Here is a 26,369-nt window from a genome sequence, read left to right as displayed (position 1 = left end):
GCCCTGCCGACGGGACTTCTCCCGGGTTCCCAGCTCGGCGGTTTTTTGATAAAGTAGAAGTCCGGGCCCTTGCACGCCCGTACGGCGCGAATCGATGCCGGCGGCAGCGGGGGCCTTTGCGCTACTGAGCAAGAAACCGAATTAAGGAGCGTTGCAGCCGTGGATTTTTCTATCCAATATTTATCTTTTTTCGTCATTCAAACGGAGGACCAATCGTCCAAATCGTTCAAACATTACCAGACGCTCGACCGCGAATCGTACGAAACGAGCGAAATCAAAAAGTTTCTCGACGGAGAGTTTGCCCGGATCGTCAAGCGCAAAGCCGAAAGACATCCGTCCAACGAGCAGGTGCCGACCAAGCTGGGGCGATTTATCGTGGAGCCGGGCTTCGAGCTGGCGGGCAATCCGAACTATGCGCTGTTCCAGCGAATCCGGTTCGCGGAGAACGGCCAGGAATTTCTGTACGCGAGCGACGAGCTGGTCCGGGCCTATATGGATACGAGCGCCGTTCGCGGAGGCGCGCTGATCGTGGCGGCGGCCAAGCTGAGCCGGTGGTTTGACGATCCGATGCTGTTCGTGATGAAATGCGACTTCGAACCGAAAATCGCCTCCATCGCCGACGAGAAAAGTCTCGTACGCCACGTCGAGATGGCGATTAGCGCCAAGAACATCAAGGCGATCCAATACCCCCATATGCCCGAGGAAGGGATGCTCGAGGAATGGGAGATCAAACTGCACCAGTCGTCTCATGCGCGTTATTTTGAGGATTTCCTCAAATTCGTCTCTTACGAGCCGTCCGTGCCGGAGCTGATCAACGAGCAGGTCATGGGCATGGTGCAGGACTATATCGAGCAAAAATGGCAGGACCAGCCGGCCGAGCACGAGGGTAAGCAGCGCGAGGCCGAGGAGATGGAGCTGTGGGCCGCGAGCGAGCAGCGCGAGCTTCAGCAGAAATGGAGCCACGAGCAGGTGAGCGAGGCGACGATGCGCATCGTCGAGCACCAGCCCGAGGTCGAGTTGAAGTTCAAACTCGACGGCGTATCGGTCAAAGCTCTGCTTTCCGATTACGGCGAATCGGTGCATGTGGCTTCGCTGAACGGCCGGTACGTGCTGCTGATCGAAGGAGACTCGTTTCAGTTCGAGAAAGGGTTCTCCCCGGTCGAGCTGCTGCATCCGGAATCGTTCGAGGACGTGGCGCGCAAGCTGATCGAGAAGCCGGCGCAGCCGCAGCCGGACGTTCCTTACGGGCATGGCGGCGGGGGCGACGACGGCGTGCCGTGGTAGGGCGCTCGTTTACGGCTCCGAAACGGTGTCGGCCGCTTGACTTTGCCGCTATCCAGCATTTATAATGTTAAAAAGTTATATATCGATTACAGGCGTCGATAAGGAACAGTAGTGTATTCTCATTCCGCAGAGAGCTGGCGTACGGGTGCAAGCCGGCAATGAGACAAACGAACTCGCCTTGGAGCCAACGGTATGACCCGGATTTGCGCTATGCGAAAGCGTTCGCTGCGTCCGGCAAACCGGCTCGTCGTCCCCGCGTTAAGGGGTAGAGTGGGCATAGGCCGAAGTACGGTCCGTGCCAACTAGGGTGGTACCACGGGATATACAACCTCTCGTCCCTAGCGATTACGCTAGTGACCTGAGGTTTTTTGGTTTTTAATGGTGACGAAATCGATTGGGGCCAATGGGAGGAAGTGCGAACAATGACGCAGCAGAACGATACACCAAAAGAGACGCAAGGATACAATCCGCTCGCCTCAGAGCCGAAATGGCAGCAATACTGGGATCGCAACAAGACGTTCAAGGTGCTGGAAAACTCCGGCAAGCCGAAGTTTTACGCGCTCGACATGTTCCCGTATCCGTCCGGGGCGGGCCTTCACGTCGGTCACCCCGAAGGCTACACGGCTACGGACATCGTCTCCCGCTACAAGCGGATGAGAGGCTACAACGTGCTCCATCCGATGGGCTGGGACGCGTTCGGCCTGCCGGCCGAGCAGCACGCCCTCGACACGGGCAAGCATCCGCGGGACATTACGTTCACGAACATCGACAATTTCCGTCGGCAGATCAAGTCGCTCGGCTTCTCGTACGATTGGGACCGCGAGCTGAGCACGACCGATCCGGACTATTACAAATGGACGCAATGGATTTTCATCCAACTGTACAAGAAAGGGCTCGCCTATGTGGCCGAAGTTCCGGTAAACTGGTGTCCGGCGCTCGGAACGGTGCTCGCCAACGAGGAAGTCATCGACGGCCTGAGCGAGCGCGGCAACCATCCGGTCATCCGCAAGCCGATGCGCCAATGGGTGCTGAAAATTACCGAATACGCCGAACGGCTGCTCGAGGACCTGGAGGAACTCGACTGGTCGGAAAGCATCAAGGATATGCAGCGCAACTGGATCGGCAAGTCGAAGGGAGCCGAGGTCGTATTTGAGATTGAAGGTCATTCCGGCAGCAGCCTGACCGTCTTCACGACCCGCCCGGATACGCTGTTCGGCGCGACGTATTGCGTGCTGGCGCCGGAGCACGAGCTGGTCGGCGTCATCTCCACTTCGGAGCAGACGGCAGCCGTGAAGGCTTACCAGGAGAAAGCCGCGATGAAAAGCGACCTGGAGCGTACCGATCTCGCGAAGGATAAGACCGGCGTTTTCACCGGCGCCTACGCGATCAATCCGGTCAACGGCACGAAGACGCCGATCTGGATCGCCGACTACGTGCTCGGGGGTTACGGAACCGGGGCGATTATGGCCGTTCCGGGCCACGATCAGCGCGACTGGGAGTTTGCCAAGCAATTCGACTTGCCGATTATCGAGGTCGTGCAGGGCGGCGATGTGACGAAGGAAGCGTACGCCGGCGACGGCGAGCACGTCAATTCCGGCTCGATCGACGGCTTGCGCAACGAGCAGGCGATCGCGGCCATGATCGAATGGCTGCAGCAGAACGGCAAAGGCCAAGGAAAAGTGACCTACCGGCTGCGCGACTGGCTGTTCAGCCGCCAACGCTACTGGGGAGAGCCGATTCCGATTCTCCACCTGGAGGACGGCACGATGAAGCCGGTGCCGGAATCCGAGCTGCCGCTGCTGCTGCCGGAAGTCGACGAGATCCGTCCGTCCGGTACGGGCGAATCGCCGCTCGCCAACGTAACGGAATGGGTCAATACGGTCGACCCGGAAACCGGGAAGCCGGCGAAGCGCGAGACGAACACGATGCCGCAATGGGCGGGCAGCTGCTGGTACTACTTGCGCTTTATCGACCCGCACAACGACGAGGCGCTCTGCTCGCCGGAGCTGCAAAAGGAATGGCTGCCGGTCGATCTGTACATCGGCGGAGCCGAGCATGCGGTGCTTCACTTGCTGTACGCCCGTTTCTGGCACAAGGTGCTGTACGATCTCGGCGTCGTCTCCACGAAGGAGCCGTTCTACAAACTGGTCAACCAGGGCATGATTCTCGGCGAGAACATGGAGAAGATGAGCAAATCGCGCGGCAACGTCGTAAACCCGGACGACATCGTAGGGGAATACGGAGCCGATACGCTGCGTCTGTATGAAATGTTCATGGGGCCGCTGGAAGCGACGAAGCCGTGGAATACGAACGGGGTAGAAGGCGCGTTCCGCTTCCTGAACCGCATCTGGCGCCTGTTCGTGAACGAGGACGGCTCGCTGAACGCCAAGATCGGCGGCGAAGGCAGCGAAGCGTTCAAGCGGACCTGGCACCGCAGCATCAAGAAGGTAACCGAGGACTACGAAGCGCTTCGCTTCAATACGGCGATCAGCCAGATGATGATTTTCGTCAACGAGGCGTACAAAGCCGAAGCGCTCCCGGTCGAGGCGATGAAGCATTTCGTGCAAATGCTGTCCCCGATCGCCCCGCATATCGCCGAGGAGCTGTGGGAGAAGCTCGGACACGGCGAGTCCATCACGTACGCGGCCTGGCCGACGTATGACGAAGCGCTCACGGTCGACGACGAAGTCGAAATCGTCGTGCAGGTGAACGGGAAAATCGCCGACCGGGTCAAAATCGCCAGCGGCACCGACGAGGCGGGCATGCAGGAAATCGCCCTGGCTCTCGACAAGGTGAAGGAGGCGACCGGCGGCAAGACGGTGCGCAAGATCATCGCGGTCAAAGGCAAGCTGGTCAACATCGTCGTCGGTTAACCGCAGGTATAAAAAACGATAAACCGATAAGCAAACAAACAAAAAACGGTCGGCCTCGCCAGGGAACAAGCAGTTCCGTCAGGCGCAGGGCCGGCCGTTTATTCTACAATTTGACCGTAAAATTGCTGCTCGACCTTCTCGACGTCCTCGTCGTATTTGGCATGCGTCGCCTGCAGCAGACGGACGAACGTCGTGTCCAGTTCGCGTTCCATCAGCTCGAGCCCGGCTTCGATAATGCCGCCCGGCACCGCGACCCGCCGGCGCAGCGTCTCCGGCGTAAAGCCGCCTTCGTTCAACAGCTTGCCGGTGCCGAGTACCATATCGGCGGCGAGCCGGGTCGCTTCCTCGCGGGGTAGGCCGGCTACCTCGACGGCGGCGTCGACCAGCTTTTGCACGAAGTAGGCGAGGAAGGCCGGGCCGCAGCTGGAGATGTCGGAAGCGACGCGGGTGAATTGCTCCGACACGCGGACCGGCTTGCCGATCATGCCGACCAGCCACTCGAGAGCCGCCCGGTCCTGATCGCTCATCCGCTCTCCATATATGCACAGCGCCGCGCCGCTCAGCACGCCGTTCGTTATGCTCGGGATCACCTTCGCCACCTTGCAGGGGAGGGACGATTCGAGATGCTTGAGCAGAACGGGGCTCGTGATCGAGATAACCGTCGTGTCGGGCTTGACGCAGGACTTAATCTCATCGATAACGGTTTTGAAAACAAGCGGTCTGACGCACAGGAAGACGGTGGAGCAGGCGGAGGCGACTTGCTTGTTCGAGTCGGCCGCCGTCAGTCCCGGATACTGGGCTGCGAGGCGCTCCACTTTGTCCCGGGAGCGGTTGCTCGCCATTACGGACGAAGGCTGGAGCGCTCCGGAGCGTATGAATGATTCGATGAGCACCGTTCCCATGCTGCCCGTTCCGATAAAACCAATCTTCATGCGGCGATCCCTCCCGGTAAAATAAACGCTTCGCTCTGTATAGTTTGCTCCCCGGTTGCCGGGGAGGCGGGGCCCGGGGTGTTCCCCTAAGCACAGATGCCCGCCATTTCATTGATGTATACGCATCATGCGCACGGATTATGACGCGATGTCCCAAAAAAAGGAGGAGAATAAGAAGATGGAGACGAAATCGGCGGCCCGGTGGACCGCGATCGCCATATGGGGCACGCTGGCCTTGCTGCTGTGGGCGATAGTGCGTCTGGTGCAAGGGAATGTCGCGCATAACGCCGCGGTGACGGTACGCGATGCGGAAATGGCCGCGTTGTTTGCCGGCGGAGGGGAGCAAGGGGGGAAGGCAGGCAAAGGTTCGTCCAAAACAGGACAAACGCCCGTCGCCGGGAGTGCAGCGACTGCCGGGGCCGTTGCCGTGGACGGCGGAAATCCCCCGGTCGCTGAGCCGGCAGCGCCGCAAGCGGCGGGCGGGGCGGAACATTCGCCAGGTTCTGCTGCCGATGCCGGCAGCCCGGGTCCGAAAGAGACGTTCGATAGCCGCGGGCTTATCGATTTGAACCGGGCGACGGCTGCGGAGCTCATCAAGCTGCCGGGCATCGGCCCTTCGAAAGCGCAGGCGATCGTCGACCACCGGGATCGGCAAGGTTCGTTCCGGTCGATCGACGAGCTGAAGAAGGTGAAAGGGATCGGAGCGAAGACGTTCGAAACGTTAAAGCCGCTTATTACGGTCGGTCCCTGACCTGTGAAAAAAAGCTTGCAAACCCAAGGCTCGTCTTTTCAACGGCTGCAAAATATGAGACAATATTGAAGTTACTACATACCGGTAATATATAAAGGAGGAAACCGTTTACCTATGACCGAACAACGCAAGCTTTCCCTGGACACATTGGCCGTCCATGCCGGCCAGGAGATCGACCCGACTACGCTTTCCCGTGCGGTGCCGATTTACCAGACTACCTCTTACGGTTTCCGCGATACGGAACACGCGGCCAATCTGTTTGCGCTCAAGGAGTTCGGCAATATTTATACCCGGCTTATGAACCCGACCTCGGACGTATTCGAGAAACGGATTGCCGCGCTGGAAGGCGGAGTCGGCGCTTTGTCGACCTCTTCCGGACAAGCTGCCATCACGTACTCGATTCTGAATATCGCCGGCGCTGGCGACGAGATCGTCTCGTCCAGCACGCTGTACGGCGGCACGTACAATCTGTTCGCGATTACGCTGAAGAAGCTCGGCATCCATACGAACTTTGTCGATTCGTCGGACCCGGAAAACTTCCGCAAGGCGATCACCCCGAACACGAAGGCGCTGTATGCGGAAACGATCGGCAACCCGAAGGGCGACGTACTCGATATCGAGGCGATCGCGGCGATTGCCCATGAGAACGGCATTCCGCTGATCGTCGACAATACGTTCCCGAGCCCTTACCTGCTCCGTCCGATCGAGCATGGGGCGGATATCGTCGTCCATTCCGCGACGAAGTTCATCGGCGGCCACGGCACGTCGATCGGCGGCGTCATTATCGACGGCGGCAAGTTCGACTGGAAAGCAAGCGGCAAGTTCCCTGGCTTGACCGAACCGGATCCGAGCTACCACGGTGTCGTGTATGCGGATGCGGTCGGACCGATTGCCTATATTATCAAGGCGCGCGTTCAATTGGCCCGCGATATCGGGGCGACGATTTCCCCGTTCAACTCGTTCCTGCTGCTGCAAGGGCTGGAGACGCTGCACCTGCGGATGGAGCGGCACAGCTCCAATGCGCTTGCGGTAGCACGTTTTCTGGAGAAGCATCCGGGCGTGGAATGGGTCAGCTACACCGGGCTGGAAAGCCATCCGTCGTATGCCCTCGGGCAAAAATATTTGCCGAAGGGCCAAGGCGCCATCCTGACGTTCGGCATCAAGGGCGGCCTGGAAGCCGGTCAGAAGGTGATCAACAGCGTCAAGCTGTTCTCCCACCTGGCCAACGTCGGCGATTCCAAATCGCTGATCATCCACCCGGCCAGCACGACGCACAGCCAGCTTGAAGGAGAAGAGCTGCTGTCGACCGGGGTAGAGCCGGGCATGATCCGCCTGTCGGTCGGAACCGAAGGCATCGACGATATTTTGCACGATCTCGATCAAGCGATCCGCGCAAGCCAGCAGTAAGGAAACCCGCCATGAGCAGACGCAAGGACTGGGACACTTACTTCATGGATATCGCCTACATGGCGTCAACCCGCTCGCAGTGTCCGCGCCGACGCGTCGGGGCCGTGCTCGTCCAGGGCAAGAAGCTGCTCGGCTCGGCCTACAACGGGGCGCCGATGGGCGTCCCGGACTGCTCGGAAGCCGGGTGCATGCTCGTCGAGGAGTACGAGGTCAAGCGGGTGGACGGCCGCGACGAAATGGTCAAGAAGCAGCGCTGCATTCGGACGATTCATGCGGAGCAAAATCTGCTGCTGTTCACCGACCGCAGCGACCGCGAAGGCTCGACCGTTTATGTGACCGACCAGCCGTGCTGGACGTGCGCCAATATGCTGGCGAACAGCGGAGTCAACGAAATCGTCTACCATCGGACTTATCCGAAGGATAAGGAAAAGGTGACGGAGATGATGGTGACCCGCGGCATCCGCTTTCGTCAGCTGGCCGACTACGAGCCTCCGGCCGGCATCGACTTGGAAGTAACGAATTGATAATGGGGAGGACGGGCGACGCCATCGCCTCCTCCTGTCATCGAAACATGTGGGGAAGCACCTCCTTTTAACGGAAGGGGTGCTTTTTTTTGCTTGCGAACAAATCGGGATACGCTGAAGCCTCCTTAAACGGACCTAGCCGATCGGGTTGCCGCACGGGAAGGGAGGCTTCGTCATGAAACGGCCGTTAACGTTGTTCGCTTTCGCGTGGGTGCTCGGCATGGCGATCGGCAGCAGGCTTCCATCCGGTATGCTGTCTTGGAAAATCGCCATTCTCGCCGCCGCGCTGGCCGCGATTGCCGCTCTTGTGGCGTTTCCCGGCCGCCGCTGGGCCGGCCTTGCCCTTGTCGCGGTAGCGGCCGCCGCCTATTACCAGGGTTACGACGCCCGCAACGTGCCGACGATTTCCTTGCCCGAAACCGCGGTACAAACGGGCAAGGCAGGGGCGGCGGAATGGGAGGCGCTGCTCGAAGGCACGATTGCAAGCCGGGTCGATGTGGACGGAGACAAGGTCGCGTTTACGCTGCTGACCCGCACCGTCTCCTTCCCGCCGGAGCAGGATGCGGCAAGTGTCCGGGACAAGGTGCAGGTGTCGATTCGGCTGCTGAAGCGGGAAGAGCAGGACCGTGCGCTTGCGTGGGGGCGCGGAGACCAGATCACGTTAACCGGCGCACTGAAGGCTCCGGAGCCTTCCCGCAATTTCGGCGGCTTCGATTACGACGTCTACTTGTACCGCAAGCATACGTTTTGGCTGTTGTCCGCCAAAGGGCTGGATGACGTGCGGGTCGCAGCGTTGTCCGAGAGCGACGGTTCCCGTTTCGGAACAGGCGCTGCCGCCGATCGGGCGATGCGCTTGAACGACGATATCCGTCTGTACCTCGGAAGCGTGTTCGACCGGCTGTTCCCTCCCGGGAGCCCCGATCCGGGTTATTTGAAGAGCCTCGTGCTCGGCTTGACCGACGACATGGACCCGGAGCTGTACCAGCAGTTTTCCCAGCTCGGCCTGACCCATATCCTCGCGATCTCCGGGCTGCACGTTGGCGTGTTTGTAGCAGGCTTCATCTGGGTGCTCCGGCTGTTTCGCCTGACGAAGGAGCGCATCTTGACGATTACGCTCGTCTTCGTGCCCTTGTACGTGGCGCTTGCCGGGGCCTCCCCATCGGCCGTGCGGGCCGGCATTATGGCGATGATCGGGCTGTATGCGGCAAGACGCGGCCTTTGGAAAGATACGTTGAACATTATTGGACTGGCCGCTGTGCTGATGCTGCTGTGGGAGCCGTATTTCCTGTACGACGTCAGCTTCCAGCTGTCGTTTCTCGTTACGCTCGGGCTCATAGTCGGGGTGCCGCGCTTCTCGGCTCTGCTGCCGATCCGCAAGCCGTCCTGGAATTCGCTGCTGTCGGTGACGATCGTCGCCCAGCTTATCTCGTTCCCGGTTACCGTTTATTATTTCAACGGTGTCTCGCTGCTGTCCGCCTTCGCCAATTTCGTGCTCGTCCCGTTCATCAGCTTCATCGTGCTGCCGCTCGGAACGTTGACGCTTTTTGTCGGCGCCATGTCCGTCAGGGCGGGCACGCTTCTGGGCTGGCTTCTGGGCGGCCTCGACGGCGCCACGTTCTGGCTGATCGATAGGGCTGCCACCCACGATCCGCTGCGGCTAATATGGCCGAAGCCTTCCTTGCTGTGGGTCATCCTCTTCTATGCGCTGCTCTGGGCGGCGTATGCGGGCACGATGCGCTGGAGGGAGGGCGGCAAACCGTCTGCAGCCTGGGCCGCCGTGGCGGCGTTCATGCTGTTTTTGTGGTACGGATACAACCCGGGCTTGCTCGACCGGACGGGAAACGTGCAGGTTATCGATGTCGGGCAGGGGGATGCGATTCTGATCCGGTCGCCTCAAGGGCGCCATATGCTGATCGACGGAGGGGGCACCTTGTCGTTCCGCAAGCCGGGAGAGGAATGGAAAGAACGAAAAGACCCGTACGAGGTCGGCCGCAAGCTGCTCGTCCCGCTGCTCAAGCAGCGCGGCGTGCACCGGATCGATGTGCTCGTCTTCAGCCATCAGGATCAGGACCATATCGGCGGCCTCCAGGCCGTTGTCGAGCAAATTCCGGTCCGGACGATCGTCATGAACGGAACGTGGAAAGGCAGCGCTTCGACGCGCAAGCTGTTCGAAACCGCCATGAGCAAGGGCGCCCGGCTGGCAACTGTGCCGCAAGGAGCTTCTTGGCCGCTGGATCGGCATACGACGCTGACGATGCTTTCGGCCGGAGCGGACCGCCCGCTGCGCGTGGCGGAAGACCAGAACGGGGAGTCCGTCGTGCTGCTTATGCAGATGTACAATACGCGCTTTTTGTTCACGGGCGACATGGTGGCGGACAATGAGACAGGCTTGCTGTCCGGCTGGCGCAACAGCACTGCGTCTGCGACCGCGAGCTTGTCGGGTTCGCCGGCAAGCGCACCGGGGACGAGCGGCGGCGGACCTGCGGTCCTGCTGGACGTTATGAAAATCGCCCACCACGGCAGCAAGACGTCGACGACCGCTGAATGGCTGGCGTTCTGGAAGCCGCAGACGGCGGTCATATCCGCCGGCCGCAACAACAGCTACGGCCATCCGAATCCGGGCGTGCTGGAGCGTCTGGAGCAGATCGGCTCCGACATCCGCCGCACCGACAAGGAAGGGGAAGTCGTATTCGAGGTTACCGGGAAGGGCATGTCGGTTCGGACGAAGCTGCCGGGACCCGGTCCCGATTCCTGAGTGCCGCTCTAGTCCGCCGCTGTTTCATTTTGGGGGTAGGCCTCAACTACAGCCCTAGAGCCTTGTTAATAACTTTGGGTGGAGAGGGACTTCATGAATATTTCGGTCCGATAGAGCCGTTATTCCGGCAAGTAGTGAGCCACCCCTCTGGAAAAATGAGCTGCATCTCCGGTTACGAGAGCCACTATGTACAAGCTGAATCGCCTGGAAGAAAAAAGTATAACTTTTCAAGAAGATAGATATGAATTGACAATCCATTCTGTAAACCAGCTGCATACGGTATGCAGCCGGTTTTAATTTTTTGGTCAAATAGGCGATTAGTATTCGAATACCTTTTCAAGCTCGCCGCACCAGCTCGTCCAGCCCCACTTGGCGCCCTCGAGTCCTTGGACAGTCGAGATTCCGGTTCGAATCTATCGACGTCTGTTGGATTCGCTATAGCATCAAACACATCCCGCACACAGTTCCTATCGTTCACAACCTTAAAGACTGAATTGCCTTCATTGCGTCGGATATGATCATTGCAGGGTTTTTCATGCGTGCTTGCATGACTTCATCTCCTTGTTAGATAAGTTTTGCATTTCCTCATGGTACTCATTGATAGGATTTTCTCGTACGCATCACCTCCTTATAGTTTGCGGCTCTTCGGACGTAGCGCCCATGAGGCGAGAGCTAGGATTGCATGACCTAGAGTGCTCCAAATATGATACGCATAAGCCCCGTAGTCCCCCACGAATGCATGGGATGCAACTGCGCCTATCATTCCAAAGAATATGCCTGCATACGCCCATTCTTTAAGCCGAGGAAAGCGCGGCACGAGAATGGCTATCGTCCCAAGTACTTTCCAAATTCCGATAATGGTCAGAAAGTACACCGGATACTTTACTATCTCCACTGTATCGAGCGTCCCCCATTGATGAGTTAGTTCCCCAATTCCTCCGCTTTGTTGCCTAGACACTATTTACTGTCCTATAATCAAAGCACTAATCTTTTTAATTTCATACGAGGGAGTTGGAGTTGATGAGCGCAGTTGCACAGATACGGGATGTCTATTACGCCGTGGCCGATCCGACCCGGCGCGAAATCATTCGACTGCTGGCGGATGCAGATGAATTGCCGCTCCATCGGTTGACTCCGCATTTTGCGATGGGGCGCACCGCTGTTTCCGGGCATTTGATGATTTTGAAGGAAGCAGGCCTTGTGACGGAGCGTAAAGTCGGCCGTGAGACGCGAAACCGTCTTAATCCCGCACCGCTGAAGGAACTTCAGGACTGGTTATCGTACTACGAGAAATTTTGGAAACAAAATATGGTTCGTCTGGATCAGCTTCTTAGAGAGGAACAGGAATGAAGCAAGATCTTTCGCTCGATTTTCAGGACAACGATTTCAAAGAAAGAAGATAAGGACGGAACGGTCCATCTGCATCTTGATCAACCGCTTCAGCGCAGCTAGGATATCGATCCAGTTAACAGAAAATAAATGGATACGAGGAGGATGGAGATGGCCTATATCGTTGATTTCAAAAATGTGTCTACGATTGGTCTAGAGTCTTCACCCGTTGCGAAAGCGCTTGCAGGTTTCGAATTAGGAATAGCCTTGAAGAGCCAGTTCGAGTTCTTCCTTTTTTTGCTTCAGGGTGCGTCTAGCGAATCAAAAACGTGTGCCCGCTTTAATGGGTAAGACCAGGCGGAACCTCTAGGAGCGGCTGCTTCGGACTTCACACCGGAACAGCCGCTCCTGTATTCAATTACTAGTGATGATCGCTTGCAAGCTTATCAACGAAACCATCCTAAAGAGTCATTAATCGAGATTGGACGAGTGGCTCATGAGGTATTGCCAGGGGCAATACTGCGACGCCGCTTCTATTACCGATATTTATTATCATGGAACAAACCGAAGGGCAGTAACGAGTAACGCTACGCCAACGGGACGATAGTTGAATAAGATACCACGACGGCAGCCGGCCAGAATAATCGGCTGCCTTTTCTTAATACTCTTTATTGATACAGTTCGAAAAAGATTGACAATCTAGTTACAATTTGAGACGATATCATAATTTCTCTATGTCAGTTATGAGGTGATCAAATTGGAAGAGTCCATTCAATCAGCTGCTCAACGAATCAATTTAGCTGTGCGTGAAATCATGTTAAATCATGTTAAGTCCTCTTTTAGAGGGTTGATAGTACAAGGTTCAGCTGTTAAAGGTGGTATCATTTCTGGTAGTAGCGATATCGATTACGTGCTTTATGTGGATGAAGCAGGTCTTAACGAATCAGATACATTGCCTATTGAAACCTGCATCAATCTCCATAAAGCATTAAGCGAAATTGACGTTCATCCGTTCCGTTACATTCAATTCAGTGTTATATCTCCAAAAACTAATAAATATTTGCCGCCTATTCCCGGTAGTTTTCACTATTGGCCGGGCAATTGTTGGAGCCGGAAGCGACACGGTAGTATGGCCTGTTGTTTTTCAGTTACTTACTGTAATTCATCAAGATGGCATTCGTATATGGAATCTGAAAAAACAAGAGGCGGTCTCTCTGCTCTCCAATGAATTAGAGGTAGGGGACATGGCGGCAAACTTCCTTTGTTCGGTGCAGTCTTACTACCCACAAGAACAATCACCGGAAAAGGCATTGGGGCTAATTGAAGAGGGTTTCGCATTCTTAAACGCTACAAAAAGATACTGGTTGACACACTGCACAAGACTTTAGTTTCGAGAGGATACTACTAACATATATGCATTGAATTATTACTCACTAGCCCAGCTCAATCGTTACACAACCCAGCCGGTGAAAATGTTCGGCTGCCGTCGTTGCGTTAGCGGACAGGATCGAATAGTAACTTCGCCGAATTCGTAAGGAGAATATGTATAAGAATGAGGTCAAACTTAATGGCGCTTACTAGCTGGCTAAGAGATAAGTACACACTTTACTGCCCTAATTGTAGTAACGAACTAAATTGGTTCGAAACAGCTTATGGCACAGGTATTCGGATCGATTACTTAAGATGTGTCGTCTGTGATATGTTCTTTATAAAAGATGCAGCACTAACCCCAACAGATGCCCCAGGAAAACGTGTTGAGCACTTTAAAAAACAGGGTTGGGACGATGAAGGTTATCAAGGTGTTCCAACAAGTTATTTTTATAAGCCTGGGTGGATAAGTAAAATAGAACGTTTACTTGGGCTTAACTGAAAAGGTCAATCCATTAAACTAACGAATAACAGTAGGTTCAAGTAATTGAGGAGACGAAGAGGGGGAAACCGAAATGAAGACGATCAAGTGCATGATGGACCACCTGTACTGGGCGGACGGACGCATCTTGGACGCGCTCGAGGAGAGTGAGACGAAAAATAAGGACCTTCTGAGGCTAGTTCGGCACGTCGCGGTCGCGGAACGAGTCTGGCTGTCCCGATTGCAGGGCAAGGGCAGCGCGCAATATTCGTTGTGGGAGGAAGCGGAAGACCTGATGGCGATCCGGACGATGTTCGAAGAAAACGCCGAGCAATATCGCGTCTATATCGAAGGGCTCGAGGAATCCGAGTTGGACGAGATGATCGACTATGCGAACCAGAGCGGGGTTCCCTTCCGAACGTCCGTCCGGGACATCCTGTCGCAGGTCCTCTTACATGGGCAATATCACCGGGGACAGATCAACCGGGCACTTCGGAGCGAATCGGCAGAGCCTGTCCAAGTCGATTACATCACGTTCGCGAGGCTCTAACAGGGCCTAATAATCATCCATCAACTGCTTCGTTGCGCTAACGGCTCAATGGATGTGCAGGGAAATTGTAGAAAATAACGAATTTTAAATAGATGATTACCAATTTTAAAAAGGAGAGAGTGCCATTGTTTTTTGTCAATGCCCGTGCCATTGTAGAACGTGAACGTGATGGGAAAACCGAAATTGTAGTGCAAACCCGTAACAAGCCGAATCAACCGAAGCAACTGGAGTTGCCGGGAGGTGGGGTGGAGCAGTTCGAGTCCTTAACAGCTGCGTTGCGTCGCGAGGTAAAGGAAGAAACCGGTCTCGATGTTACTTGGATTGAAGGAGAAGATACACGTATTGATACGGAAGGGATCAATACGGATTATGCTGTCGAATGTATTCGGCCATTTGCCGCGTACCAGACCATTAAAGGAGGCATCGATTCAGTCGGTTATTATTTTATTTGCCGGGCAGAAGGTGATTTGCTCAAAGAAGGTGACCGTACGCAAAACCCTCGCTGGATTCCCATAGACGAACTGGCGGAACGAATACATAACGATCCGGTGCAGTTTATTAACATCGACCTTGCCGCGATCATGTTCTATTTAAAGCACCGTGTAAATGCCCTGCCAGTCATTGAAACAAAATAGCTCTTTCTTGCTATGCTAACAGGTACGATAGTGAGGAGTTCCTACGCAGGAGCTCCTTTTTTCGTTTGTTGAACGTGCAGTTTAGCGCTGTTTCAGCCGCGGCTTCCGGATTTACGTTCACTGGCGCCGGGCGAATTGATCATTCGGTGAGCTGTAGCTGAGTGAGGGAACGGCCATGGCTGTCAAGAAAACAAAAAGAGTATATAAAAAATCCAAGAAAATTTGAATGACAAAACATATCATAGAATGTTCCTTCCATTGACGTGTTTTTGATGTAATGAAAATATTAAAAACCGTAGAACTATTTCTGACGCGGTAGTGGTCCTTCTGTAATGTGAAATGCGAAATGATCGATACATCCAGTCACTCTAGGAGGGCCAGGTTGAGACAAAAACTTTACTGAAGTACGCGACCTCATAATTACGACGGAGAATGTTAGTTCAGTGGCAAATAGGAAAGGAAGTAACGAAGGAGTCCCTGAAAAAAGAGGGCTTTGTCTTGGAAGCATAGGTTTGCCGCAGTAATTAGGAAGCATTAGCTTGCCTAAGCGGCAATCCTATGGGTTAAATATTGGAGTGTTTCTCAACAACAGCCCTACAGTCTTGTTAATGTTTAAAACAAGATGAAACAACCTGCAAATTGTTCGGAATAACTAGTCTTATTTCAACCACAATGCGACTCATCCTCGCGTTGTGGTTTTTTTGGTACGCCCAGGATGGGCGTCATCTTAGGGTGAAAGTCCCGAACGGGGCTGGTGAGCGCCTACCGCAGCCAAGTGCAAGGATATTAGATTTTTACGTATTCTTAACGTAAAAGTCCATCGGATTTAATAAATGACAATCATAATGGCCGTATATCTTACTGAGAGGGGAATTACTTGGAGTGTACAGAGCAATAACATCTACGACAAGACTTATCGCAGCCATTCTAGTAGTGCTTTTAACAGTTTCTGGCCTTGCATCGCCTATGACAGCGTTTGCAGCAGCGCCTGCCGCACTTCCGTCACAAATTGCAATAAGTTTGGCCGGAGGCGCAGAAGCAGGTAAATCGGCGATGAGCTTTAATTGGGTAACCGATCCGACAGTGAATAATTCAGAAATTATTTATGGTACATCACCTGACCTGGTTGGTGGTGTAATAAAAAGCGCAACAATGACTTCTCCAGAGGCCACGGATATTTTTCCAGAGAATAGGCGGACTGGCTTTAAAGCTATCCATTCCTTTAACGTTATTGTTCAGGATCTTACTCCTGAAACAAAGTATTATTATAAAGTTGGCAACGCAAGTAGCGGATATAGCGCTATAGCTAGCTTTACCTCTCCTGTCGATCCTGACGGCAAGAAGCCGTTTTCTTTTGTGATCACCCCTGATACACAGGGGACATCTGTAAGCGCGTTTGACAATACAGCCAAGTTATACGACTATATTAAGGCAAATGAACCGGATGCTGCGTTTCTTCTTCATATGGGTGACGTAGTAGAGGATGGGAATGTTTCCGACCAATGGCAGTATTTCTTTGATGCAGCTCAAAATCTTTTAGATACGCTACCCATCATGGCAACCCCGGGTAACCATGACGGCGCATCCTATGACAGAGATTTTGTACAGTATAAAGCAAGATTTAACCATAAATCTTTACGGAAACCAAGCGGACTGTCTTCAGTTGCTGAAGGAACCGTGTATTCCTTTGAATATGGGGACGCCTTGTTTATTTCTCTTAATTCCTTTGCTTCTTCCGCTGACAACGCTATTCAGTGGCAATTTTTGGCTGATGAGACTTCAACGACCGCTAAGAAATGGAAAATCGTTTACCTTCATGTCCCCCCTTATGACCCAGGTTCAAGTCACTATCAAATCGACAATGTAACGGGTAAAAAACTTACCGATGCAGGCGTAGATTTGGTATTTAATGGTCATGAGCATGCTTATGCTAGAACCACTTTAAAGACAACTTCTACTGCGTCGGGTACAGGAAGCTTTGAAAAAGCAAAACTCGGCGAAGCTCCTACCTATGTCATAGGCGGATCGGTTTACAATTATGGCTACAGTTTGGACCCCAGCCGCGACACATCCTGGAACGATTTCTTTTATGACCTTCGCATCAACAAAGCGGGTTCGGGCGGAGGGGCCATCTATTCGCCAGGTGTGTACAGCAAGGTGGAGGTTACGAGCAATGCGATAATCTATAAAGCGTACTATAAAGCTACTGGCTCTGAGAATCCTTTCCAAGTCATCGATACATTCACCATTACCAAATCAGGGAATAAGATAACCCAGCCGACAGGCGGCGGCAATGCGCCTACCTCCGTAACCTTCTTGTTCGACTCGTTTAAGCAAGAAACAGGCAAGTATATTGCACGCTTTAACTGGGTAACGCCAATAACAACGAAGACAACGCAACTGTATTACGCTAAAAAATCAGACTTTGAAAGCAATGGCGGAAAATTTACAGATGTTGTTGTGGGAACGAATAAAACGGTAGACCTTTCAAGCGCCATCTCAAAAGCTAACTATAATAGCGCAGGGACTGCGTACTCTGTTGCGCCTATACAAAGCCATAAGGCGGAAACGGCCGTACTTGAGCCTGGAACGGAATATGTATATTCCGTTGGCGACGGTGAAACGAATGTTACAAGCGTTGCATCACCGGCCAGCTTTACAGCTCCTGCCAGCAATCTCGATACATTTAATTTCAACTGGGTTACTGACGTACATGCAGCTCGTAACAATAATGATGGTCACAATGCTAAAGCTCTTAATCAAGCATTTGATGATTTCCCGAATGCCTCGTTTATTGTCAGCTCGGGCGACCAGGTCACTTATGGTTTCGATACCTCGGAATGGGACGGTTTTTTTGAGTCCAATGCGAATACGTTTGCGCGTATGCCACTGTACATGGGGACAGGAAATCATGAGTACGACGGCGCAGGCAATAGCTGGGCGCCTAACAACAGCTGGGCCCCGGTGGACCCCGCGTTGCAAAATCTTTTAGGACGCTACAATCCGCCTAAAAATGGCGCATCCTTTTACGGCGGCGGCGACGGGACGCAAAGAATGGTAGCGGGTATGGACAAAATGCAGTTCGAGTCCAGCAACTACTACTTTGTTTATGGCGACACGCTTTTCTTGATGATGGATTACCAGGACCAGAACAGTGCCGCGCAAATCAAAGCGCAGCAGGATTGGATGAAGTCGGTCGTCAAACAAAACCCGACCAAATGGCGTGTTGCGATTATACATAAATCTCTTTTTGGGTATCGTATGGCAGACCCTGTCGCATCCTGGACAAACGCTTTCGATGAAGCGGGAGTTGATGTGGTGCTTGCGGGACACGACCATCTCTATGTCCGTACAAAGCTGTATGCGAATGGCGCAAACATTGAGCCACAGACTTATGGCAACGGAACAACCTATCTTACGAACTATTCCGGAAATAACGACAGACGCGGACCTTATTTCGTAAGCAACAATAGGGACGCTTCAAAAATGGCTTATGTCGATGTAAGAGCAATAGGACCGGGATTTGCAAATATTTCGATTTCACCGACCGAAATCAGAGTGACGAGCAAAGGATTTGATTCCAATGGCACATTGGTAAGCGGGGATACCAACGCACTTGTCACGAATAAACCGCGGACTCCTAATTTGTCGACATGGACTTATCCTCAGGTCCCGCAGGACGTCAACGAGTTGACCATAACGAATGTTGCCGTTACAGGAATTGCTAAAGAAGGACAAACCTTGAGTGCAGCCGTTACTCCTTCTAACGCTACCGCTTCTTTCAGATGGGAACGCTCGGCGGACGGTACGGTGTGGACAGCCATTGCAGGAGAAACATCATCGAATTATACGATCAAAGCGGCGGATGTAGGTATGTATTTGCGCACCGTTGCCACAGGAACCGGTTTTTACAATGGAGTCGCAACAAGCTCCGCCACAGCTAAAGTCACACCTCTTGCCGGCGGCGGCTCGTCAGCCATAAAAATCGGAACAGCAAGCGAATTGGTTGCATTTTCGGCAGGGTTTGGCACCACCGCCTATCCGATTGACGGAAAGTACGAATTGTCGGCGGATATTGATATGAGCGATGTGACCTTTTCGGCAATCGGTGGAGGCGCCACTCAGACTCCATTTATAGGGACATTTAACGGGAAAGGTTATACAATACGAAATTTAAAAATTTCAAGCAGCAACAATAACACCGGCTTTTTTGCTTATATAGGCGCAGGCGGCCGAGTGGCGAATGTTAAATTAGTGAATGTAGATATTACCGGCGTCAATATCACAGGCTCTATCGCGGGAACTTCCATTGGCACGATTGAAAACAGCTCTGTGGAAGGAAAAGTAACCGGTGCCGGGAATACGGGCGGTATTGTAGGTTTGCTCCATGCGGGAACGGTGCAAAATAGTTCCGTAACCGCAGAAGTTTATGGAAGTCCAGTTGGAGGGTTGATTGGAACTACGAACTGGAACAGCTCAGGTTCGCCTCTTACCAAACGAGATACTACAACCGGAAAAGTTATTTTGAATAACTATGTGAATGGTAAGGTTGCAGGGCCGGTCGGAGCCCAATATGTAGGTGCATTTGTTGGTGATATGGGCGGTTCTTCAGGCAGTCTGCTCCAAACCCTAAATGGAAACACGGTGATTAATGCCGTATACGGGACAACACCTGGCAAAATCGCAGGCTATTGGTCTGGCAGCAGGCCGATCATCGACCAAAATCAAGTCAACTATTTTGACAGTAATAAGTTAAGTACAAGTGGACTACCCACAGGAATTCCCGCTACTTTTGTCGGAAAAACGGCTTCCGATTTTGCGCAAAAAACAGTTTTTGAGGTACTTGGTTGGGACTTTGCCAACGTTTGGGATTGGGATGCAACGAACAACGTACCCGTACCTAGAACTATTCAAATCGGCGGCGGAGAGGAAGATAGCTTCGTAACCATTATTGCAACTTCAGGTTCAGGCGGGACGATTTCTCCAAACGGATATGTTTTGGTCGAGCGTGGACAGAATCAGAAATTTACATTCACTCCAAACCAATATTACGAGATTGACACGGTAAAAGTTGACGGAGTGGCAGACGCTGCAGCTGCTGCGGCAGGCGAGTATATCTTTACGAATGTTACCGCCGTGCACACGATAGACGTCACCTTCAAGCTTTCCGGTTCTATTTCCGGTGTTGCTCCAAGCCTTGTTTCAACGAGTGCCTATTACAACAAGGGGGATGAAGCCCATATTTGGGTAACGGTAGACTTTGGACGCGGCGCTTTGGGTATTCAGCCTGAGAATTGGCGGAAAGCGGTAAAAGGCGTAAAGATCATGAAGGACAATGCACTGGTTCTTGATGCCGCCGGCTGCTATTGGTTCCCAAGCACAGGCTATGGCGCGCCGCCGGAACGGCTTGAAATTGCCCATGACGACATCAATAAACTTCCGGAGTATGGTAATTTGGTTCCGGGGACATATGATCTCGTTATTACCTTTGCAGACTTGAACTCCAGTGAATACACCATCCCTTTACTTGTAGAGGATAGGAAAGTATCTGCCCTTACTGTTGATGGTGGTACAATTACGGTAGGTGGAGCTGCGGTAGACAGTCCTGCACAGATTAAGGAGAACGAGCAAGTTACGGTAAAGGCTATTGTTCCTAACGGACAACGCTTTGTAAAATGGACAGCGGCAGGTCTTGCAAATGAAAGCTATACAGCAAATCCGTTTACATTTACGATGCCCGCTAGCCAGGTTGCATTGAAGGCCGAGTTTGAAAACATACCGAACGGAGAAGACCACGGCGGTGACAGCAACGACGGCAACAACAGTAGTGGTGGTACTGGCAATAACAATGGAACAACTATTCCAAACCCAGAGCCTTCAAAACCAGAGCCTTCAAAATCGGACGAAAACCGGGTAACAGTACCATCGGAAATTAAACAAACTGATGCAGGCACCGCAGCTTTTGCAACAGTTACAGAAAAAGCGGTAACAGATGCCATTGCATTTGCGGAAGCCACAAGCGGTACGGTTGAAATCAAGGTAGAAGCTCCGGCAGATGCGAAGACAATTGAATTGACTATTCCAAGAGCATCTGTAGGCGCAGTAGCCGAAGGCAAGGCGGAAGCACTTACGATTGCTACACCGGTCGCATCGATTACCTTTGACAATAAGGTGCTAACAACGATTGCAGGTGCAGCCAAGGATGATGTAAAAGTTTCAGTAAGTGTTGTAGACCCGGGAACACTTTCCGTGCCAGCGGCTATCCTAGAAATGGTTGCGGACAGACCGGTGTTTGACTTTACGGTAACAAGCGGCAACGATAAGATATCAAACTTCGATGGCGGCTATGCAACCGTAACAGTTCCCTATACATTAAAAGAAGGAGAAAATACAAACTCAATAGTCGTCTATTATTTGGATATTAACGGAAATCTCAAACATGTAATGGGCAGATTTGATGCTGCAACAAGTACAGTAAAGATGGCGCTCGGCCACTTCTCAAAGTTTGTTATCGGCTACAATAAAGTAAACTTTGAGGATGTCGCAAGCAATCAGTGGTATGCAGAGGCAGTAGACTTTGTAACAGCTCGCCGGCTCTTTAGTGGTGTAAGCGATGGTAAGTTTGCGCCAAATATTGAAATGACAAGAGCTATGTTTGCCATGGTAATTGCAAATATGGAGGGAGCGGACCTGTCCGGATACAAGACATCCGAATTTAAAGATGTTGACATGGATGCTTGGTATGGCAAGGCAACTGCTTGGGCAGCAGATAAGAACATTGTTTCAGGGGTAGGCAATGGAAGATTTGACCCTGATGCACAAATCACTCGTGAGCAGATGGCGGTCATGATTAATAACTATATAAAATATAAGGGAATCCAGCTAGCAAGCACAAACCGGCCAGCTTTTACAGATGCAAGTACAGTGAGCAGTTGGGCGAAGGATGCCGTAACACAGATCCAGGGCAATGGCATTATCAGTGGTGTAGGTGAAAACACATTTGCACCAAAGGCCAATGCTGATCGAGCAAGCGTTGCTACAATATTTACTAACTTTATTAAGGCCTCAATTAAGTAAACGTATTGCAGAATCTCCCTTTGGTTAATTCCAAAGGGAGATTCTTTATGAGTAGGCCTAGCATGGAAGCCAGCTTTGGGGTGAAAGTTCCAATGAAAAATTGAGGGAAATCGATACAACTTATTCCGATGTAGGAGGACAAGAACATATATCCATAATGGCACCGCGCACAAGGACAAGGAAAAGCGCTGGCGGTTCTGTTCAAGCGGTTTGCCGCCCTGCAAGGGGATTCGTTCGAACCTGCGGCTTCCGGCCGGAGCCAATGGACCGTTTTGCCGATTTGGAGAGAGTCTCGGCTTGGGCGAAGGAAGCGGTGGCCGCCTCCGTTCGTAAAGGATGGATGCAAGGCGTGACGGACAGCGAGCTGCTGCCGTTCGGCGAAGCAAGCCGCGGCCAAGCGGCGACGATGCTGCTGCAAGTGCTGACCTCCCTTGGAGCGATTGAGAAATAAACGTTAAGCAAAAGTCCGGCGGGCGGCTGCGGAGTACCTTCGGGTAATCCGGCCGCTTGCCGGACATTCGTTCTTGTCATGACAATATTAACTTTTCGGATCTTCCAACTGGTCGGATCTTTTCATTCGATTTCGAGTGCCCGATCATCCATAGCAATAGTGGAATTCCGAATAGAAAAATGGGGAAGGCGATATTTCTCCAGAATTGAGGGGGTAATTTATTTGAGACTCGTCTACATTTCTTGGAAATAGAGTGACAGCTATGATCAAGATGCCTACGATCCAAATCAAGTACTGCCATTTTCTGATATGAAACAACTGAGCCGCTCCGTAACTTGTCATAAACAAGTAGAGGCACAGTTTGATGAAAAAACTAAAGTGCTACCTTTTAACACCGACATAAAGCCCTCGATTCGTAAGAGTGGAAGAATACGTTCTGGGCGATAATTAACGATGGTTAGGATCTTGAACAATGTTATGTTAAAGATGATGAGAGGTCCGATGATTTCACTGCAACGTCCGACGATATGGAGACCTCCATACACCGCGTATACCATAACAAACGCCATGAATAGGACAACCAACCAAAATGGAGTAGCCATGAATAAGGCGGAATGAACAAAATCCGCATATTGTCGCAAGATTAAAGATAAGCGGGCTCAAATCAGACCGGATATTTGAGCGCTGCATTCCCTCAATTTTTTACTTACAGCACGATCTCTTTTCCGGTTTAATCGTGCAGCAGGGCCGGAAATGGCCACCGCCGCGATTACATTGCCGTTATAAAAGATTGGTGCAGCGATACAGCGTAAACCTATTTCTGTTTCTTGATCATCAATGGCGTATCCCTGCTGGCGAATTACTTTTAGATGCTCTCTTAACAAGTGGTTGTCGTCAAAGGTATGTTTTGTTGCTTTGTGCCGGGTAAGGTGCGTAAGCATTTCATTCAGCTGTTCATCACTCAGGTGCGCCAGGATAACTTTCCCAAAGGCACTCAGATGGGCATAAGCAGAATCACCTACACGGGAATGGCTACGTACGGCATGATTCCCCTCCACTACCTGAACCGTCATGACCTTCATTCCGTGCAAAACACCTATATAGGCAGTTTCGCCAATTTCCTGCGCTAATTGGTGCAGGGGAGGAACTACTAGCAAATTCAGTCTGATGGTAACAGACGAAGAATATTGTTCCCTTATTTCTGAGGCTTTGTAAGTATGACCTTCTTTTTGAATAAAACCTGTCGTTTCCAACGTATACAGCAGACGAAAGGTTGTTGATTTGTTCAGGTTAAAGCGGTGCATAATCTCAGTCAATCTCATGGGTTCCCCTTGCTGCAACTCGGCAAGAATTAGCAATCCTTTTTTTAGGGTTGCAACCTCATATTGATCCATTGCTTCACCTCTAAGCATGTTATTAATCCAGCCTTCAGGAACAGAACATCAGTACAGTTATCTTGGCTTGCAACATGGAGATTTTTTTGATTTTATCATGCTATAATCATCTTTCATCTTAGCTTGTATGGAATGAATTTGTACAGCTTGGGCCTATTGTCGGACCACCTCATTTGCTTACAAATGATAATAATATTGGACGAAAAGATTTTTTTAAAAATAGTCATTGATCTTCACCGGCTATTGCCTTTGATTCTTCCCTATTTTGTCGATACAATGTGCCTTTTTCAAACCATCCATCAATGGTGGGCGGATGTATATACGCTTCAAAAGGTTTGAGCTTGTCGGAAATCCACAATTCACGTGATAATGCAGAAATTATCCCCGATATTCTCTACGAGTGTGAAAATACCTCCAAATCATGCGCTATTCGACGCATCGGTTGCTACGAAATTCTTCACAAATGCTTGAACCGAAAACGCACGGATAAGAGAGGGCAGAGCATTACGCCCAACCCTCTCGTCTAAATATCCGAATATCTGAACACCATAAACCCAGGATGTATTTTCTGGGTGTTCTAAAACCCAGTGTACTTTTTTTGACCTACCTCGACCACTCATTTTCCTTTCAGAAACAGGCGAATGCCCTCAACTGCATAAGCATGATCCAACTCGCCGGTCAATCCTCCCACTGTAACAGACCCGACCACGCCAACATTTTCGACCCGGATGGGGAGAGAACCGCCGATCGCCTGATAGTCTGCAGCGGGAAGCAAAGAGTGTTCTTCGTGAGTAGCTCCATTTTGGTTAAAGCGCGTCTCGATGTAGGCTGAACTCCGGTTGTAATGATCGACGATCCGTTTTTTGCGAAACAGCCACAGGTAGTTCTCCTCCGAGGTGCCATCCATCAGATGCGTAAACACGGGAACCCGGTTACGTTCGATATGCACGGCCACAGCCACACTTTTTTCTTGGGCATACTGCACAATCCGGTTTCCAAGCGTAAGGGCGTCTTGATGGCTAAAAGTCGTAAATTCCAATTCTTGCTCTTCGCGGTCCAATGCTTTCAAATCCATTTTTCTCTCTCCTCAACGAATTATATTTTGTTTCTTATCCAGCTTGTAGTTTACTGCGGCCAGTAAAAAGGCGAACCCAGCCATAATTGCACCGATCCAGGCAGTGTCCATAATATGCATATGGTCTACCGCAATCCCGCCCAATGCCGTACCAGCAGCAATCCCGATATTAAAAGCGGATATATTGAGTGCAGAAGCGACATCCTTAGCCGAGGGTACCAGCTTTTCAGCAAGCATTAGAATGTAGGCCTGTACGCCTGATGACATCATGAACGCGAACAAGCCCATCAAAAGGAGTGACAGAATGCTGAGCGTCTTGCTGGGCAGAAGCCATATTTGCAGCAGTAGGGCACTGGCCTGAAACAGAAATACGAATCGCAGCGTCTTTACAGGATGCCCGTTTGCTAATTTCCCCCCTACAATGTTACCGATGGCCACGGCAATACCGTATACCATAAGCAGCATTGAAATGGATGATGCGGAATACCCGCTGACCTTTTCTAGTATAGGAGAGATGTACGTAAATATTGCAAAGGTGCCGCCGAAACCCAGTACCGTCATTACCAATGCCGCAATGATTCGGGGGTTGACGATCAAGCTCCCTACATCCCTCAAGGTTGGCAAGTGCTCCGAACGCTGGATTTTTTTTACCGCTATGAGATTGACCAGCAGAGCAATCAGTCCCAATACGGCCACTACGGCGAATGACATCCGCCAGCCGAATTGCTGTCCGATATACGTACCAAGGGGAACGCCCATAATGGTAGCGAAGGTTAAGCCAGTGAACATGATGGAGATAGCGGTCCCTTTTTTCGTAACCGGGACCATATCTGCAGCTACTGTCGCTGCAACGGCAAAAAACACGCCATGCGCAACGGCTGTAATTATCCGTGACAAGAGCAGCAATAAATAAGAAGGAGCTATCGCGGACAGGGCATTCCCGGCAGTGAACACTAGCATGAGGAACACCAAGTATCCCTTTTTAGGAAATCTACCGGTAAGAACCGCCACAATTGGTGTGCCAATAGCAATTGCCACTGCATACCACGAGATTAGCGTTCCTGCTTTTGTTACGGTTATCCCGAGATCAGCGGCTACTTCCTGCAGGAGACCGACAATTACAAATTCTGTCGTTCCAATGGCAAAAGCACTAACCGCAAGGGAAAACAGTGCAACATAGATATTTGAAGACATTTTTCCACCCCCCATTTATAAGACTGATACTAAATGAGTGATAAAAAAAGTTCAAATAAAGAGTAAGGGTTTCTATAATAGAAACTTTTAAGATGAAACAAATAGGAATTAGAGTTCCGACTTATGATGGCAACAGTTTCGTGGGCAGTACAGACTAGTTGGCCAGGGATTAAACGTTGTCTACTTGTGAATCCAGCAACAACGAAACGCGGCAAGGAAAACCGGAATACTGCACCAAAGGAAAAATATTTAATTTATACACCCTGGAGTCAAGGCCTCTGATGAACAG

General features: G+C 51.7%; 19 protein-coding genes and 1 pseudogene. 14 read left to right on the top strand and 6 right to left on the bottom strand.

The window, feature by feature from the left end; all coding sequences use genetic code 11:
• Window positions 1-159: 159 nt before the first annotated feature.
• The gene (locus ABD796_RS19355) at window positions 160-1,284 is read left to right on the top strand and encodes a DUF3900 domain-containing protein (protein WP_344910668.1); all 1,125 of its coding nucleotides are present in this window, start codon (window positions 160-162) and stop codon (window positions 1,282-1,284) included.
• 422 nt (window positions 1,285-1,706) lie between these two features.
• The gene (gene leuS / locus ABD796_RS19350; protein ID WP_344910666.1) at window positions 1,707-4,157 is read left to right on the top strand and encodes a leucine--tRNA ligase; all 2,451 of its coding nucleotides are present in this window, start codon (window positions 1,707-1,709) and stop codon (window positions 4,155-4,157) included.
• A gap of 98 nt (window positions 4,158-4,255) precedes the next feature.
• Here the strand turns inward: leuS and comER are convergent, their stop codons facing one another.
• The gene (gene comER, locus ABD796_RS19345; protein WP_344910665.1) at window positions 4,256-5,089 is read right to left on the bottom strand and encodes a late competence protein ComER; all 834 of its coding nucleotides are present in this window, start codon (window positions 5,087-5,089) and stop codon (window positions 4,256-4,258) included.
• A gap of 178 nt (window positions 5,090-5,267) precedes the next feature.
• Here comER and ABD796_RS19340 point away from each other — a divergent pair, with 178 nt between their 5' ends.
• The 4 genes from ABD796_RS19340 (at window position 5,268) to ABD796_RS19325 (ending at window position 10,526) form a co-directional block, all read left to right on the top strand.
• Window positions 5,268-5,840, top strand: coding sequence for a ComEA family DNA-binding protein (locus ABD796_RS19340; protein WP_344910663.1), 573 nt, complete (start codon window positions 5,268-5,270; stop codon window positions 5,838-5,840).
• Between the two features lie 114 nt (window positions 5,841-5,954).
• Window positions 5,955-7,247: a homocysteine synthase gene (locus ABD796_RS19335; protein WP_344910661.1), complete on the top strand. Its 1,293-nt coding sequence runs from the start codon at window positions 5,955-5,957 to the stop codon at window positions 7,245-7,247.
• A gap of 11 nt (window positions 7,248-7,258) precedes the next feature.
• On the top strand, window positions 7,259-7,771 hold the full coding sequence (locus ABD796_RS19330; protein WP_344910659.1) for a deoxycytidylate deaminase: 513 nt from the start codon (window positions 7,259-7,261) through the stop codon (window positions 7,769-7,771).
• 175 nt (window positions 7,772-7,946) lie between these two features.
• On the top strand, window positions 7,947-10,526 hold the full coding sequence (locus tag ABD796_RS19325) for a DNA internalization-related competence protein ComEC/Rec2 (RefSeq protein WP_344910657.1): 2,580 nt from the start codon (window positions 7,947-7,949) through the stop codon (window positions 10,524-10,526).
• A gap of 628 nt (window positions 10,527-11,154) precedes the next feature.
• Here ABD796_RS19325 and ABD796_RS19320 read toward each other — a convergent pair.
• Window positions 11,155-11,484: a DoxX family protein gene (locus tag ABD796_RS19320; protein ID WP_344910655.1), complete on the bottom strand. Its 330-nt coding sequence runs from the start codon at window positions 11,482-11,484 to the stop codon at window positions 11,155-11,157.
• A 62-nt stretch (window positions 11,485-11,546) separates the two neighbouring features.
• Between ABD796_RS19320 and ABD796_RS19315 the strand changes: the two genes are divergently transcribed.
• From ABD796_RS19315 to ABD796_RS19280, 8 genes and pseudogenes are all read left to right on the top strand, one after another.
• On the top strand, window positions 11,547-11,876 hold the full coding sequence (locus tag ABD796_RS19315) for an ArsR/SmtB family transcription factor (RefSeq protein WP_344912887.1): 330 nt from the start codon (window positions 11,547-11,549) through the stop codon (window positions 11,874-11,876).
• Window positions 11,877-12,026: 150 nt separating this feature from the next.
• A pseudogene (locus ABD796_RS19310) lies at window positions 12,027-12,104 on the top strand (phage tail protein); the annotation flags it as partial.
• Window positions 12,105-12,612: 508 nt separating this feature from the next.
• Window positions 12,613-13,083 carry a hypothetical protein gene (locus ABD796_RS19305; RefSeq protein ID WP_344910653.1) on the top strand — a complete coding sequence of 157 codons (471 nt, stop codon included), beginning with the start codon at window positions 12,613-12,615 and terminating at the stop codon, window positions 13,081-13,083.
• Window positions 13,084-13,407: 324 nt separating this feature from the next.
• A complete protein-coding gene (locus ABD796_RS19300) occupies window positions 13,408-13,725 on the top strand; it encodes a hypothetical protein (RefSeq protein ID WP_344910651.1) in 318 nt (105 codons plus the stop codon).
• Between the two features lie 73 nt (window positions 13,726-13,798).
• Window positions 13,799-14,254, top strand: a complete 456-nt coding sequence (locus ABD796_RS19295) for a DinB family protein (RefSeq protein ID WP_344910649.1) — start codon at window positions 13,799-13,801, stop codon at window positions 14,252-14,254.
• A gap of 125 nt (window positions 14,255-14,379) precedes the next feature.
• On the top strand, window positions 14,380-14,889 hold the full coding sequence (locus tag ABD796_RS19290; protein ID WP_344910647.1) for an NUDIX hydrolase: 510 nt from the start codon (window positions 14,380-14,382) through the stop codon (window positions 14,887-14,889).
• Window positions 14,890-15,771: 882 nt separating this feature from the next.
• Window positions 15,772-21,966, top strand: coding sequence for a metallophosphoesterase (locus tag ABD796_RS19285; RefSeq protein ID WP_344910645.1), 6,195 nt, complete (start codon window positions 15,772-15,774; stop codon window positions 21,964-21,966).
• Window positions 21,967-22,228: 262 nt separating this feature from the next.
• Complete coding sequence (locus ABD796_RS19280; protein ID WP_344910643.1) at window positions 22,229-22,417, top strand: S-layer homology domain-containing protein; 189 nt, start codon at window positions 22,229-22,231, stop codon at window positions 22,415-22,417.
• 338 nt (window positions 22,418-22,755) lie between these two features.
• On the opposite strand, the gene ABD796_RS35680 is transcribed toward ABD796_RS19280, so the two are convergent.
• From ABD796_RS35680 to ABD796_RS19265, 4 genes are all read right to left on the bottom strand, one after another.
• Entirely contained in the window at window positions 22,756-23,058 is a 303-nt protein-coding gene (locus tag ABD796_RS35680) for a GerAB/ArcD/ProY family transporter (protein ID WP_379117297.1), read from the bottom strand.
• 18 nt (window positions 23,059-23,076) lie between these two features.
• Window positions 23,077-23,811 carry an IclR family transcriptional regulator gene (locus ABD796_RS19275; RefSeq protein WP_344910641.1) on the bottom strand — a complete coding sequence of 245 codons (735 nt, stop codon included), beginning with the start codon at window positions 23,809-23,811 and terminating at the stop codon, window positions 23,077-23,079.
• Window positions 23,812-24,427: 616 nt separating this feature from the next.
• The gene (locus ABD796_RS19270) at window positions 24,428-24,886 is read right to left on the bottom strand and encodes a heme-degrading domain-containing protein (RefSeq protein ID WP_344910638.1); all 459 of its coding nucleotides are present in this window, start codon (window positions 24,884-24,886) and stop codon (window positions 24,428-24,430) included.
• Between the two features lie 12 nt (window positions 24,887-24,898).
• A complete protein-coding gene (locus ABD796_RS19265) occupies window positions 24,899-26,080 on the bottom strand; it encodes an MFS transporter (protein WP_344910637.1) in 1,182 nt (393 codons plus the stop codon).
• Window positions 26,081-26,369 lie beyond the last annotated feature (289 nt).

The organism is Paenibacillus hodogayensis (genome assembly GCF_039536325.1).
In the GTDB taxonomy this organism is placed as follows: Bacteria; Bacillota; Bacilli; order Paenibacillales; family NBRC-103111; genus Paenibacillus_AB; species Paenibacillus_AB hodogayensis.
This window is presented reverse-complemented; position numbering and strand designations above follow the sequence as displayed.

Coding starts and splice junctions, on each gene's coding strand:
- ABD796_RS19300 (WP_344910651.1), top strand. CDS start 13,408: ATGAGGTCAAACTTAATGGCGCTTACTAGCTGGCTAAGAGATAAGTAC.
- ABD796_RS19270 (WP_344910638.1), bottom strand. CDS start 24,886: ATGGATTTGAAAGCATTGGACCGCGAAGAGCAAGAATTGGAATTTACG.
- ABD796_RS19295 (WP_344910649.1), top strand. CDS start 13,799: ATGAAGACGATCAAGTGCATGATGGACCACCTGTACTGGGCGGACGGA.
- ABD796_RS19340 (WP_344910663.1), top strand. CDS start 5,268: ATGGAGACGAAATCGGCGGCCCGGTGGACCGCGATCGCCATATGGGGC.
- ABD796_RS19275 (WP_344910641.1), bottom strand. CDS start 23,811: ATGGATCAATATGAGGTTGCAACCCTAAAAAAAGGATTGCTAATTCTT.
- leuS (WP_344910666.1), top strand. CDS start 1,707: ATGACGCAGCAGAACGATACACCAAAAGAGACGCAAGGATACAATCCG.
- ABD796_RS19335 (WP_344910661.1), top strand. CDS start 5,955: ATGACCGAACAACGCAAGCTTTCCCTGGACACATTGGCCGTCCATGCC.
- ABD796_RS19315 (WP_344912887.1), top strand. CDS start 11,547: ATGAGCGCAGTTGCACAGATACGGGATGTCTATTACGCCGTGGCCGAT.
- comER (WP_344910665.1), bottom strand. CDS start 5,089: ATGAAGATTGGTTTTATCGGAACGGGCAGCATGGGAACGGTGCTCATC.
- ABD796_RS19280 (WP_344910643.1), top strand. CDS start 22,229: ATGGACCGTTTTGCCGATTTGGAGAGAGTCTCGGCTTGGGCGAAGGAA.
- ABD796_RS19325 (WP_344910657.1), top strand. CDS start 7,947: ATGAAACGGCCGTTAACGTTGTTCGCTTTCGCGTGGGTGCTCGGCATG.
- ABD796_RS19265 (WP_344910637.1), bottom strand. CDS start 26,080: ATGTCTTCAAATATCTATGTTGCACTGTTTTCCCTTGCGGTTAGTGCT.
- ABD796_RS19330 (WP_344910659.1), top strand. CDS start 7,259: ATGAGCAGACGCAAGGACTGGGACACTTACTTCATGGATATCGCCTAC.